Annotated in this window: 13 protein-coding genes and 1 other RNA gene; 7 read left to right on the top strand and 7 right to left on the bottom strand. The window is 57.4% G+C overall.

The features are described 5' to 3' along the window. Positions 1-362 precede the first annotated feature (362 nt). The 6 genes from ACR0KC_RS13325 to ACR0KC_RS13300 are packed head-to-tail and all read left to right on the top strand — an operon-like array spanning position 363 to position 7681. Positions 363-1523, top strand: coding sequence for a LacI family DNA-binding transcriptional regulator (locus tag ACR0KC_RS13325; protein WP_480771945.1), 1161 nt, complete (start codon positions 363-365; stop codon positions 1521-1523). Next, the gene (locus ACR0KC_RS13320) at positions 1520-2875 is read left to right on the top strand and encodes an extracellular solute-binding protein (protein WP_170625244.1); all 1356 of its coding nucleotides are present in this window, start codon (positions 1520-1522) and stop codon (positions 2873-2875) included. Before ACR0KC_RS13325 ends, ACR0KC_RS13320 begins: the two co-directional genes overlap by 4 nt. Before the next feature lie 57 nt (positions 2876-2932). Next, positions 2933-4165, top strand: coding sequence for a carbohydrate ABC transporter permease (locus ACR0KC_RS13315; RefSeq protein ID WP_170392206.1), 1233 nt, complete (start codon positions 2933-2935; stop codon positions 4163-4165). Further along, the gene (locus ACR0KC_RS13310) at positions 4165-5373 is read left to right on the top strand and encodes a carbohydrate ABC transporter permease (protein ID WP_170392208.1); all 1209 of its coding nucleotides are present in this window, start codon (positions 4165-4167) and stop codon (positions 5371-5373) included. The genes ACR0KC_RS13315 and ACR0KC_RS13310 overlap by 1 nt, the downstream gene beginning before the upstream one ends. Positions 5374-5378: 5 nt before the next feature. Continuing rightward, positions 5379-6626, top strand: coding sequence for an MGH1-like glycoside hydrolase domain-containing protein (locus ACR0KC_RS13305; RefSeq protein ID WP_480503505.1), 1248 nt, complete (start codon positions 5379-5381; stop codon positions 6624-6626). After that, entirely contained in the window at positions 6626-7681 is a 1056-nt protein-coding gene (locus tag ACR0KC_RS13300; RefSeq protein WP_170392212.1) for an ABC transporter ATP-binding protein, read from the top strand. The genes ACR0KC_RS13305 and ACR0KC_RS13300 overlap by 1 nt, the downstream gene beginning before the upstream one ends. A 294-nt stretch (positions 7682-7975) precedes the next feature. Here ACR0KC_RS13300 and ACR0KC_RS13295 read toward each other — a convergent pair whose 3' ends face one another. Both ACR0KC_RS13295 and rpmG read right to left on the bottom strand, forming a co-directional pair. Continuing rightward, positions 7976-8482, bottom strand: coding sequence for a membrane lipoprotein lipid attachment site-containing protein (locus ACR0KC_RS13295; RefSeq protein ID WP_480567262.1), 507 nt, complete (start codon positions 8480-8482; stop codon positions 7976-7978). A gap of 207 nt (positions 8483-8689) precedes the next feature. Next, the gene (gene rpmG / locus ACR0KC_RS13290; RefSeq protein ID WP_010441901.1) at positions 8690-8857 is read right to left on the bottom strand and encodes a 50S ribosomal protein L33; all 168 of its coding nucleotides are present in this window, start codon (positions 8855-8857) and stop codon (positions 8690-8692) included. Between the two features lie 380 nt (positions 8858-9237). Between rpmG and ACR0KC_RS13285 the strand changes: the two genes are divergently transcribed. Then, the gene (locus ACR0KC_RS13285; RefSeq protein WP_170392216.1) at positions 9238-9570 is read left to right on the top strand and encodes a GYD domain-containing protein; all 333 of its coding nucleotides are present in this window, start codon (positions 9238-9240) and stop codon (positions 9568-9570) included. Between the two features lie 6 nt (positions 9571-9576). Here ACR0KC_RS13285 and rnpB read toward each other — a convergent pair. From rnpB to gatC, 5 genes are all read right to left on the bottom strand, one after another. Beyond that, positions 9577-9970, bottom strand: an RNA gene (gene rnpB / locus ACR0KC_RS13280) — RNase P RNA component class A. 124 nt (positions 9971-10094) lie between these two features. Next, positions 10095-10766 carry an N-acetylmuramoyl-L-alanine amidase gene (locus ACR0KC_RS13275; protein WP_480706792.1) on the bottom strand — a complete coding sequence of 224 codons (672 nt, stop codon included), beginning with the start codon at positions 10764-10766 and terminating at the stop codon, positions 10095-10097. Beyond that, positions 10750-11454 carry a hypothetical protein gene (locus ACR0KC_RS13270; RefSeq protein ID WP_480706794.1) on the bottom strand — a complete coding sequence of 235 codons (705 nt, stop codon included), beginning with the start codon at positions 11452-11454 and terminating at the stop codon, positions 10750-10752. The genes ACR0KC_RS13275 and ACR0KC_RS13270 overlap by 17 nt, the downstream gene beginning before the upstream one ends. A 41-nt stretch (positions 11455-11495) precedes the next feature. Beyond that, positions 11496-12983, bottom strand: a complete 1488-nt coding sequence (gene gatA / locus ACR0KC_RS13265) for an Asp-tRNA(Asn)/Glu-tRNA(Gln) amidotransferase subunit GatA (RefSeq protein WP_170563967.1) — start codon at positions 12981-12983, stop codon at positions 11496-11498. Between the two features lie 3 nt (positions 12984-12986). Continuing rightward, positions 12987-13274, bottom strand: a complete 288-nt coding sequence (gene gatC / locus ACR0KC_RS13260) for an Asp-tRNA(Asn)/Glu-tRNA(Gln) amidotransferase subunit GatC (protein WP_170392224.1) — start codon at positions 13272-13274, stop codon at positions 12987-12989. Positions 13275-13470 lie beyond the last annotated feature (196 nt).

Raw genomic sequence — 13470 nt, 5'->3', positions numbered from 1 at the left:
AGCCAATACCAAGCCTTGGTGAATTCGCATGATGTTCCGACCAGATTCTTTTTCCTCCACAAATTTTACACGCCCTCATAGCCGGATAGTCGCCCGTATTTACGCATAGTCCTCATGCTCAATTCACCGATTCCCATCAAAGCTCCGCGAACAATGATCAGCCTGCAGTTACTGTAGCAGTCGGCAGTCAACCATGTTGGCGCAACCCTAATTTGCACCACTCTGAAAGCCGCGTTTGCAAGTTTGCATATGCGTTCATCAGCGCCTTTCGCCATTGGAACGTTCGTGTACCTGGTCGATCCAATCAAAGAATTTCATAATTTTGATTGCCGAAACCGGTTTCGGAGAAAACAAATAGAAGAATGATGACGAATCCAAGTCTCCAGCAACCGCAGTCTCGCCCCCGGAGTCATTCTGGCCCCGGCAGGGTAAAACTGGATCAATTGGCCGATCATCTTGGGCTTTCTAAGAGCACGGTGTCCCGCGCCCTGAATGGATATACCGACATCTCGGAATCCACGAGAAAGCGCGTTGAAACCACGGCGCGAAAGATGGGCTATCGCCCACTCAGCCATGCGCAGGCGATACGAACCGGGCGGGTGCGCGCTATTGCCATGGTCATCAACAGCGAAGAACCAGACCGGCATAACCCATTTCTTCAGGATTTTCTGGCCGGAGCATGCGAAGCGGCGAGCGCATCCGACTGGACGATGACGATTTCTACGGCGAAGTCCGAAAAAGATATGCTTGATGTATTGGGGCGGCTTGTCGAAGAGCGCAAAGCCGATGGATTCATTCTGCCCCGGACCGAGGTCGACGATGCGAGGGTGAAATACCTGCAAGAGTTGAAGGTTCCCTTCATCATGTATGGCCGCACGGGGTATGGGCAAGCGGACTGGCAGGATGAGACATCCTGGTTCGACATTTCGGGTGAATCTGCAACCCGTGATGCGGTCGGTCGGCTCGTTGATTTTGGCCATACGCGCATCGGCTATGTCGGTAGCGATCCGAAATTCAACTACAGCCATCTGCGCCGTGACGGTTATCTCGAAGGTCTCAAGATCGCGGGCTTGCTTGCCGATCACGAGTTGATCCGGGAAGGTGCTCGTACGCGTGAGGAGGGTGCGGTTGAGGCACGCGCGCTTTTGACGCTGAATCACCCACCTACTGCAATAGTGTTTGCAACGGATCTGGCTGCGCTGGGGTGTTACTCGGTCTGTGCAGAACTGGGCCTCGAGGTCGGGCAAGATGTATCAATTCTGGGATATGACGGCATCCCTGAATGCCAATATGTCAGCCCTGGTCTAACCACGTTCAGCGTCGATTCTAAGCGGGCCGGAGAACGCCTTGCGACGATGCTGATCAGCCAGACTCGCGGTGAAGCACCGACAGATCTGCGTGAGATTAGTGAGGCCGTTCTGATCGAACGCAATTCCGACGGGCCACCAAGCGTTACAGCCGAGGAACTGGCCCGAAAAATTCAACTTTCAAAAGATCATAACCGGGGAGGAAACCGACTATGAAACTTGCACCTGTAGCATCGCGAATGATGCTTGGAACATCGCTTGCGCTAGTATTGGCGGCGATGTCCGCTCAGGCGGATACGATCCGCTTCTGGACCACCGAAGAACAGCCCGAGCGGCTGGCCAAGCAACAGGAAATGGCTGACCAGTTCAAGGCTGAAACCGGCACCACGGTCGAGGTTATCCCGGTCACCGAAAGTGATCTGGGTACACGCGCCACAGCAGCATTTGCCGCCGGAGACCTGCCAGATGTGGTCTATCATCCGCTGCAATATGCCCTGCCATGGGCTGAAGCGGGCATTTTGGACACCGAAGCCGCCACCGAAGTGATCGAAGAACTGGGCGCCGACACCTTCGCCCCCGGCGCGCTTGGTATGGCGGCGTTCAACGACGAAACCGCGTCGGTACCGGTCGATGGATGGACTCAAATGGTTGTCTACCGCAAAGACCTGTTTGATGAAGCTGGCCTTGAGGCCCCGAACTCATTCGCCAACGTCGTCGCTGCGCTGGAGCAGTTGCACAACCCGCCCGAGATGTACGGTTTCGTTGCTGCAACCAAAGTTGATGAAAACTTCATGAGTCAGGTTTTGGAGCATGTGTTCCTCGCCAATGGCGTGACCCCTGTTGGCGCGGACGGCTTCCAACCGCTGGATGAAGCCAAGACCATTGAGGTATTGGATTTCTACAAGGCGATCTCGAAAGCCTCGCCCCCGGGTGAGCTATTCTGGAAACAATCGCGCGAGCTGTATTTTGATGGCAAAGCAGCGATGATCATCTGGTCGCCCTTCATCCTTGACGAACTGGCCGGTCTGCGCGACAGCGCCCCGCCGACGATCAACGATGATCCGACCTCGCGCGATCTGGCCTCGAAGACTGGTATCGTCACTAACTTCTCGGGCCCATCGAACCCGGATGGCGCGGCTTGGGGTGACGTTCGTTACTTTGGCATCACCAACGACGCCGACACCGACGCGGCGATGGAGTTCGTGAAATTCGCCATGGACGACGGCTATACTCAAACACTGGCCATCGCACCCGAGGGCAAGTTTCCGGTCCGTCGCGGTAATGCTGACAACCCGACCGCGTTCTCGGAAGCATGGGCAGAGCTGCCTGTTGGCGTGGACCGCAAAGCCCCGTTGGGCGAGCTGTATGATCAGGCGATGATCGATGAGATCGTCGGCGGTCTGGACGTGGCGCAGCGCTGGGGCGTTGCTGAAGGCCAGCTGGCTTTGGCGTCCAAAATGATCAACAGCCAGGCAATTAACCGGGTCGTGCGCCAATATATCGACGATGAAATCGATGCCGCCGCTGCAGTGGCCGCAATGAACGACGAGCTCGCGAAGGTTCAGTAACCTTGTGACACATGCAGCGGCGATTACGCCGCTGCACCCAACCCTTCGAGGTATCCCATGTCTTCGGCCACCCCACCGACCGGAACCGGGGCGCTAGCCAAACGCGAGGCGCGTCTGGCCTGGACGCTGCTGGCTCCGACAGTGATCAGTGTATCGCTTGTGGTGATCCTGCCCTTGCTGGCGATCTTCTGGATCAGCTTCAAGCCCTTCACCCTGTCTGACCTTCGTCCGCCTGCACCTGTGGTGCGTGAAAGCCTGCGCGGATCGGGAGACGATCTGCGGATTGAATACCGCGTCCGCAACTCAAGTCAGGACATCGCCGTTGTCGGCGTCACCCTGACAGATGTTCTACCGGACGGCGTGACGGCGCGCGAAGTTGCAAGTCCCTGTGTTCTGGACGGGCAAAACCTGTTCTGCGATTTCGGCACACTGGAAGGCGGTCAACGCGAACGCATCCGTATTCCGGTCACTTTGAACGGAGATCCGGACGTTTTCGAAGAGCTGCTCGAAGGATCAGAGCCCGGCGTGACCGGGAGCGGACCCAGCGTCCTGACCAACCTTGAATTCAGTCTGGAAAACTACGCCCGTGTCTTTGATGGAGACGAGTTCTGGGGCGTGCTGTGGGTCACGTTGTTCTACACCGTGGTCGGCACCATTGGAGCTTTGGTGATGGGCCTGTTTGCAGCATTGTTACTGAATAAAAGCTTCAAGGGACAAGGGTTCATACGCGGCCTCTATCTGTTCCCCTATGTGGCGCCAGTCATCGCTGTGGCCTTCACATGGGTCACCTTGTTCGACCCGTTCTCGGGTTCTGCCAACGCATTGTTGGTGCAGATGGGACTAAGCAGTGAACCGATCAACTTCTTCGGGGAACGCCCTTTGGCGCTGATCATGGTGACAGTGTTCGAGATCTGGCGCTATTTCCCGCTGTCCTTCCTGTTCATTCTGGCGCGGATGCAATCCATCGACTCTAGCATGTATGAAGCAGCGGATATGGATGGAGCCTCACCATTCCAGAAGTTCTGGCTGCTGAGCATCCCGCAATTGCTGGGTATCCTGTCGGTACTGTTCCTGCTGCGTTTCATTTGGACGTTTAACAAGTTCGACGACATCTTCCTGCTGACCGGCGGCAATGCCGGCACCCGTACTCTGACCGTAAATGTCTATGAACAGGCCTTTGCGGTTTCGAACATCGGCGCAGGCGCAGCGGTGGCCGTTGTGATCCTGATGTGCCTGATCGCCTTCAGCTTCGTCTTCTTCCGCTTCATCAGCCGTGAGGAGGGTTTGTGATGCGCAAAGGGTATATAACCGCCCCGATTCTAGGCGCGCTCTGGCTGGTGGTGATCGCCACTACTGTCGCCATCACCATGTCATTCTCGACCGGGGCTGCGTTCCGGCCACAGGTCTTGCTCTGCTTGATATGGGGGGCTATTGCCGGTCTGGTGTATGTCCGCTTCTCGGCGCAACGCGCACCGGCCCGACTGGGTGTATCCGCCTTGTTAGGCCTGTCTTGCCTGACCGGAGTCGGGCCTGTCCTGATCGGCTCTGACACATCCCTGCAGGCAATACTGGTCACCGTCGTGGCGATGGCGGTCGTGATACACCTATCCGTTGCCGCAATCCTGAAAGAGACACCGTTCGGCGAGCTCACCCGCCACGAGTACGAAGAGGCCGTGATCCGGTTCTGCACGGGCTTTGGCTATATCTTCTTCACGGCGATCGTGATCATTCCGTTCTATGTGATGGTGATGACCAGCCTGAAGTCGCAACAGGCCCTGTTGCAGAACCCGCTGGATTTCTCGGTAGATCTATCACAAGGCACCGCGCTGTTTCGCAGCTATACCGAGCTGTTTCGCGATTTCAACTTCGGCACCTATCTTTGGACCTCGCTCTACGTCTCGGTCCTGACGGTCTTTATCACCCTGCTGTTCAGCGTCCCCGGAGCCTATGCCGTCGCGCGGTTCCGTTTCTCGGGGCAAAAGGCGTTCTCACGCTCGATCCTGCTGATCTACATGGTGCCGATGATCGTTCTGGCGCTGCCGATCTATATCGCGTTCTCGCTGACTGGCTTGCGCAACTCGATCCTTGGCATCGTGATGATCTACCCGGTCACGACGATCCCTGTCGCGCTGTACATGCTGCAAGGTTATTTCCGTGGCTTGCCGACTGAGGTGGAAGAGGCCGGTCTCATGGATGGGCTTTCGCGGCTGGCAGTGATTTGGAAGATTACGCTGCCGCTTAGCCTGCCTGCGCTGGCGTCGGTCTCGCTCTACGTCTTCATGATCGCTTGGAACGAGTTCCTGCTGGCCTTCATGCTGCTGGACGACCCTTCGAAATTTACCCTGACCCGAGGCGTCACGATGCTGAACTCCTCGGAAATTCCCCGACAGCATCTGATGGCCGGTGCGGTGATCGCCACCGTTCCGATCATGGCGCTGTTCCTGGGACTTGAACGTTTCATGACTAAGGGCCTGACTGCGGGGTCCGTCAAAGGATGACTGAGATGAACCAACATACAAACCCCGACCGCGAGGCGCGCAACATTCTGGTTGCCAATGATCGTGGCGGCTACACCATCCCGACCGAAGGGCTTTACCCCTATCAATGGAATTGGGACAGCGCGATTGCGGCGCTTGGTTTTGCCGAGTTCGACATTGATCGAGCCTGGGTGGAACTTGAAACACTGTTCTCGGGCCAGTGGGATGATGGAATGGTGCCGCATATCCTGTTCCACAAACAGGATGACGGATATTACCCCGGCCCGGATGTCTGGGGTGGCCACGGGCCGATCCCATCCTCAGGCATCATTCAGCCCCCGGTGGCTGCAACTGTGGCGCGGAAGATCTGGGAAAAAGATGGCGATGCAGGCGCGGACCGCGTTCGCGCGCTTTTCCCATCTCTGCTGGCGTGGCATCGCTGGATCATGAGATGGCGACTCGACGAACACGGCGCGGTCTGCACCACGCATCCGTGGGAAGCTGGTCGCGACAATGCACCGGACTGGGACAAAGCAATGGAGGGCGTAGATCCCACAGGTGTCGGAGACTACCAGCGCCGTGACACAAGCCACGTCAACAGTGCAGATCGACCGACCAAATACGACTATGACCGCTATATCAAATTGGTTCAGATCGGCTGTCAGGCCGACTGGGATCAACAGAAGTTGCTGAGCCTGAATCCCTTCCGAGTCGCAGATCCGACGATGACATTTATCACTCTGCGCGCCGCACGCGATCTGCAGGAGATCAGCGAAAGGCTTGGAATTGCTGCGGATGGACTAAGTAGCGACATTCAAAGGCTCGAAGCGGGCGCGCGATCTTTGTGGAACGAAACGCTGAGCTCGTTCGACTCGCGTGATGCGCTGACTGGTGATTGGGCCGGAAGCATCTCTAACGCGTCGTATCTTTGCTGGTTTGGGGGACTTGATTCACAGCACATGCTGGAGCGCCTGCAGGCGACGCTTGCAAAAGTACCCTTTCCAGTTCCCAGCTATGACCCCGCGATGCCCAACTTCGACCAACGCAGGTACTGGAGGGGTCCCACTTGGGGGTTCATGAATATGCTGATCGGGTTTGGATTAGCGGATATGGGGCACCTCGAAGAAGCCGAGGCACTGCGCCAGAAAACGTCGCAGCTGATCGCAACAAACGGCTTCGCTGAATACTACGATCCTCTGACCGGCAGCCCTGCCGGAGGGAATTCATTCACCTGGACAGCCGCGGTTTGGCTGCATTGGGCAGGGAGGAACTAATGGGCAGCATCGAACTAAAATCCGTCGAAAAGTGGTTTGGCTCGGCCCAGGTCATCAAAGGCGTTGACCTAATGATTGATGAAGGTGAATTCATCGTCTTCGTCGGTCCGTCGGGCTGTGGAAAATCCACCCTGCTTCGCATGATCGGTGGGCTTGAAGATATCTCGCGCGGATCGCTACTAATCAACGGCAATGATGTCACGGATCACCCACCCTCCAAGCGGGGTCTGACGATGGTGTTCCAGTCCTATGCGCTTTATCCCCACCTGACGGTCGCCGAAAATATGGGGTTCTCACTTAAGGTCGCGGGTGTTCCGAAGGCCGAGATAGCAGAGCAGGTCAATAAAGCCGCCGAGGTTCTCAAGCTGGGACCTTTTCTGGAACGTCGCCCCAAGGACCTGTCCGGTGGACAGCGGCAGCGCGTTGCAATTGGTCGTTCTATCGTGCGCGACCCGACGGCGTTTCTGTTCGATGAACCGCTCTCGAATCTTGATGCAGCGCTTCGTGTCGAAATGCGTTACGAAATCGCGAAACTTCATCAGAACCTAAAGCGCACAATGATCTACGTGACGCACGATCAGGTTGAAGCGATGACATTGGCCGACCGCATCGTCGTGCTTGAGTACGGCAAGATCGCGCAAGTCGGCACACCCCGCGAACTTTACGAACGCCCTGCCAATCTGTTTGTCGCACAGTTCATTGGCAGCCCCAAAATGAACATATTGCCGTGCACGACTCAGAACGATGGCTACACTCTGGAACATGGCAGAGGCGGCGACTTCGCGCGCTCGGGTGTAGCAAGCAAACTCGGCATTCGCCCCGAACACATCGATGTTGTATCATCGGGCGATGGGCAATGTGATGGCATCATCGAGGTGATTGAGTATCTGGGGGCAGATACCTTCCTGATCGTGGATTGCGGCGCAGAAGAGAAGGTTACCGTGCGCCTGAATGGGGACACCGCTCTAAAGCCTGGGGCAAAGATCGGCCTGCATTTTCCCACCGACAAACTTCATTTCTTTGACGAGAATGGGCAGGCATTGGTAGAGCAATGAACGTTGCTTCCTATCAGTTGAGGTTAAACAGTTCTGCTGATCGGGTCTGAGTTTCACCACTGATTATTCTTTGGTGGTGGGGTGAAATAGAGAACACGCATAGCGCTTGCTTGGATGCCAACGGATGGCGGGGGCCTCTGAACTCGCGTGATCATCGTCCGGTGTGTCACGTGGATTGAATGACCGCTGCTGGGTTCGGGCCCTTGTTCAGCGTCTCGTAAGACTTGCAGAAACACTGAAACTAGAAAGCCCCCGCCAATGGCGGGGGCTTTTACTTAGATTGTGTAAGCTAAATTAACGGCAGTTCAGTGGCACTGCAAAACCCGAACTGCGCTCGGACGAACCTTTGCGGTATACATCACCCGCGGGCAAGCATCCGGTAAAGCGTTCCGTTTGAGCGCCAAAGGCCGAGCCCACCGATGTATCAACTTTGGTGGAGTTGTTTTCCGTACGCAGGACACCGAACAACTGACCGTTTACATTGACATTGCTCAGGTACAGATTGGTATCACTGCCAGTGAGTTGAACTGAATTCGCATCTGAGCGACCGCCATTATCGATTGCGACACCCGCGATCTTTTCAAGCTCGGCTTTGTCCGATGTAACCTGGACCGTTGGCAGCTTGGCTAGTTCCGCCGGGATGTTGGTTTCTGGCGGCAAAAAGGCTACGGCGCCTTTTACATCCGACACTGTGCGCGGTTCACCATCAATCCCGGTGAAACCAACACCTTCGCGGTTAAAGGGGTCTTCGCAGGCTGACAATGTCAGAACAGCAAGAGCGGGCAACAAGATTTTTTTCATGGCGGTCAACATTTTGGAAAGGGTTGCTGAAGCGTAGCGGCAGGGGATTAGAAAAAGCAAGCCGCTGAGATTCAGAACACCCAAACCTCTGATGCGCCCCTGCAACGCCCCTGCTTGGTTTAGGCCGACCAAGAGATACCCCAAAACAATACAAAAAAGGACCCTGCATGGCAGAGTCCTTCTTCAAAAAGTATGTCAGAGGGCAGATTACTTGATCTTGCCTTCTTTGTACTCGACATGTTTCCGAGCGACCGGATCGTATTTACGAATGGTCATTTTCTCGGTCATGGTGCGCGCGTTCTTCTTGGTCACGTAGAAGTGGCCCGTGCCCGCGGTCGAGTTCAGACGGATCTTGATTGTCGTCGGCTTCGCCATGGTTATCTCCTGCGTCCGAAAAGGCAGGGGCCTTTCGGTTGAATCCTTATGAGCGTGCGCTTTTAACCGCTCATGCGCCCAAGTCAACCGGATTCGCCGCGTTGGGGGAACAATTCCTGACACGGCTTCAAGAGCAGTCGATTTGGAACGCTCACGATTCTGTGATAGTGTCGCCGGAACCTTCGAAGCCCGTTTTGCGGACTTAGGTAATACCGGGCCGGATGTAAATTCCGGCAGACAACACCGCTCACAACTATAGCAACGCCCGGCTGTCTATTTGGCCGGGTCTTTTCCGGTTTGCGCGCAATCCTGCACGCGACACGGCCAAGGAGTCGGCCGCTTTTAGCGCTCCGAATAAACTGCAACCAAGGGAGAGAAATATGCCTGTTTTCATTACCTATGCGTCTTATTCGCAAGATGGGGTCAAAGGAATGTTGGCAAAACCGGAAGATCGCACCGGTCCCGTCAAGGCCTTGCTTGAGAAAGCAGGCGGCAGACTGATCTCGTTTTATATAACCACCGGAGGCAATGATGTCGTCGTTATCAGCGAACTGCCTGAAGGCAGTGATGCTGTGGCAATTGGCATGGCCGTCGCGGGCACGGGTGCGGTTTCGAGGATCGAGACCGTTCGCGCATGGTCGGCGCAGGAATTTGTTGCCGTCGCCGAAAAAGCTGCAGCACTTGGCGGCACCTACACACCTCCGGGCGGGTGACAGGATATGCGCGGAGGGCCTGTAAGCCGGATCCTGTTCCAGGGTTGCCCCCTTCGATGACCATTCCTCTAGGCCGTGCATTGCTGCGCGGCTCGAGCTGCCAACCCGGTCCCTCTCGGCCAAGGCGTGCCTAGCGGCGGTATCGGTTTGCACCGACCGGCCCGCGCGGGGACCCTATTCGGCATTGCTCCCGGTGGGGCTTGCCGTGCCGCCACTGTTGCCAGCGGCGCGGTGGGCTCTTACCCCACCGTTTCACCCTTGCCACACGTGTGTGGCGGTCTGATTTCTGTGGCGCTTTCCGTCGGGTTTCCCCGCCCGGGCGTTACCCGGCACCGTTGCCTTGTGGAGTCCGGACTTTCCTCTCGGGCCTTACGACCCCAGCGGCCATCCGGCCCTCCGCGCGTGGGTTGGGTAGGCTCTGTGCGTGATGGCGTCAAGAGGGGTTGGGGTGGTGAAGGGGCCAGCCCCTTCTTGGCCTACGGCCAATTCATCCCCGAGATATTTTAGGCCAGATGAAGGGCGGATCAGGTCGATTTTGGGAGCGGACAGAGGGCTATGAGATCATCGGGGTGCAAGGGGCCTGAGGCCCACGGGCGATAGCGCAGGCGTGTGGAATTTAGGAGCGTCTTCTCCTCGCTTGTCGCTGTGTAGCCCCGGTTCTGCGCCAGCTCGCGGAAGTTGACGTTCGGTTCGAGGGCAGTACCACGCCGAGCGGCAAGGCGCTGGTGTTCCAGCCTTTGCCAGTCGAACCGAGGGCCGGGGTCGGACTTGCGGCCCGGTGCCATGTCGGAATGCCCGATCACACCCTCTGGCGCGATGGTCCAACGCTGCATGAGTTCGGGCAAAAGCTGTTCCAATACACGCATTTGGGGTTCGGCAAACGGGTGATCTCCGCCATTGTCCAGCTCGATCCCGATCGAGCGGGAGTTTATGTCGGCTTGCCCTTGCCACTCCCCTGCCCCGGCGTGCCAAGCGCGATCTTCCTCTCGGACAAGCTGCCAGAGCGCACCGTCGCGACCGATCAGGTAGTGGGCGGAGACCTCGGGACCCGGATCGCAGAGACGTTCAAGCGCGGCAGCAGCGCTCTCCATTGCAGTGTAGTGCAGCACGATCAGCTTGGGTGACAGCCCATCCCGGCGGGGGCCGAAATTGGGCGATGGGTGCCAGATGGGGGAGAGCTTAGTTGTTGACGGCACTGCGGAACGGGCTGGGGTCCCAGCCGCAGGCGTAACCGTCGCCGTCCGGATCCAGCCCTTTGCGGTCACGCTGGGGGCCTCCATTCGACAGAAACTCAATCTGCGCCTGATCAGGAGATGCGAACTGAGCGCAGTTGCGCTGTGCCTTGGCCTGCAGGTTAAATCCGGCTCGGCTGTACAACTGGGTACCGATGGGGTTCGAAGTGCTCAGGGCGTATTGCACGATATTGAGTTGCCCGTCAGAGCCGCGCTCGGGCACGGCAGTAGGGGCGACGACCTCGTAAGACTGCCGATTCTGTTCGATACGAGCAGCGTCGGCATCGATACTGCGACGGTTTGAGACAGCCTCAAAATCCTGCTCATCAGAGATACTTGGGTTGTTTGTTGCAGTCAGAGGCGCGACGCGCGTCTCTTGACCCGACGTATTCGCCAAGGCAATGGCCGTCTGGTTGGCGATGTCAGAGGCGTCGCCTGTTGGTACGGCACCAACAGCCCCCTGCGCCGAGAGCGGCTGTTCGGAAACCGCCTCGGGTGGTGCAAGCGGATTACCGGCAAGACCCTGCCCGGCCAGTTCGGCCTCGCGCTGCGCCTGATATTCCGGCGTATTGAAACCGGTACCCGAAACAGGGGTAACGGTATCACATGCCGCGATCAGCCCAAGGGCCGGGATCAGAAGCAATTTGCGCATTTGGCTGCTCCGGTTCTTTATTGCCGTGTCAGGATTGAGGATTACCACCATTTTCCGGGCTTGGCCACAAACCCAGCCGCACTCTCTAGCGCGTAGGCGGTGTTGAGCAGATCGCCTTCCTCCCACGGACGGCCGATCAGCTGCAGACCCAACGGAAGGCCCTGTTTGTCCAGACCAGCAGGCACCGAAATACCGGGCAGGCCAGCGAGGTTCACTGTCACGGTGAACACATCGTTCAGGTACATCTGAACAGGATCAGCCTCGGTCATCTCGCCCAGACCGAACGAGGCCGACGGCGTTGCCGGGGTCAGGATCGCATCAACGCCTGCAGCAAAGACATCTTCGAAGTCCTTCTTGATCAGGGTACGGACCTTGCGGGCGCGGTTGTAGTAGGCGTCATAGAAGCCTGCAGACAGAACGTAGGTGCCGATCATCACCCGGCGCTGGACCTCATGGCCGAAGCCTTCGGCGCGGGTTTTTTCGTACATCTCGGTGATGCCATCGCCCTGAGCCAACTGCGCTCGGCGGCCATACCGGACACCGTCATAGCGGGCGAGGTTCGACGACGCCTCGGCAGGAGCAATCACGTAATAGGCAGGCAGCGCGTATTTAGTATGCGGCAGCGAGATATCGACGATTTCGGCGCCCGCGTCTTTCAGCATAGCGGTGCCATCGGCCCAAAGCTTTTCAATCTCGGCAGGCATGCCGTCCATGCGGTATTCCTTCGGGATACCGATTTTCTTGCCTTTGATATCGCCGGTCAGCATCGCCTCGAAATTTGGCACGGCCAGCTCGGCGCTGGTGGAATCCTTGGGGTCATGACCGCACATGGTTTCCAGCATGATCGCTGCGTCACGGACGTTCTTGGTCATCGGACCGGCCTGATCCAGAGAAGAGGCGAAGGCCACAATGCCCCAGCGCGAGCAACGACCATAGGTTGGCTTGATGCCGGTGATACCGACAAAAGCAGCAGGCTGGCGGATCGAACCGCCGGTATCGGTACCGGTCGCGGCCAGACACAGGTCAGCCGAGACAGCCGAGGCTGAGCCACCGGACGAGCCGCCGGGTGTCAGCTGTGCATCGTCATTGCCGCGCCGCCACGGGCTGACCGCATTGCCGTAAACGGATGTTTCATTAGACGAGCCCATCGCGAACTCGTCCATGTTCAGCTTGCCCAGCATCACAGCACCAGCATCCGCCAATTGTTGCGACACGGTGGATTCGTATTCGGGCTTGAACCCCTCGAGAATTTTCGAGGCCGCTTGCGAGGGCACGCCCTTAGTGCAAAACAGGTCCTTGATACCGATCGGCAGGCCGCACATCGAAGGCGCGTCGCCGCCTTTGATCCGCTCATCCGCCGCCTTGGCGCGCTCCAACGCGATCTCGGGCGTCTTGTGGACAAACGCGTTCAGCGCGTCGGCTTCGTCAATGGCCTTGAGGCAAGCCTCGGTCAGTTCAACGGATGTGACATCTTTGGCACGCAGCGCGTCGCGGGCCTCGGCCAGGCCCAATTTGTTCAGTTCGCTCATGACTTACTCCACAACTTTTGGAACAGCGAAGAACCCTTCGCGCGCATCGGGGGCGTTGGATAGGACTTTGTCCTGCTGGTTTCCATCGGTGACCACGTCCTGACGACGCTTCAGGCGCATCGGCTCAACCGAGACCATCGGCTCGACGCCTTCGACATCCACTTCGTTTAGTTGCTCGATAAACCCGAGGATATTGTTGAACTCGGACGCCAGCGCAGGCAGCGCATCATCCTCGACCTTGATCCGGGCCAGTTTGGCCACCTTGGCGGCGGTGCTTTGGTCAATCGACATCGGAAACCCTCATCTACGTTAGGGGGCGTTTACCTGCCTGCCGCAACACTCGCAAGAGCGACAGGCGGCAGACGGGGATTCAAACCCAATATCGCCAGCTGCCATGCATATTTGAATGACTGATATGCAAATAAGTAAACCGGTTAGTTCAGTTTTGCCATTGAAAAAATGAACCGAACAGTTCACCTCAATATCG

Source organism: Ruegeria sp. CF3, assembly GCF_056537365.1.
This window is presented reverse-complemented; position numbering and strand designations above follow the sequence as displayed.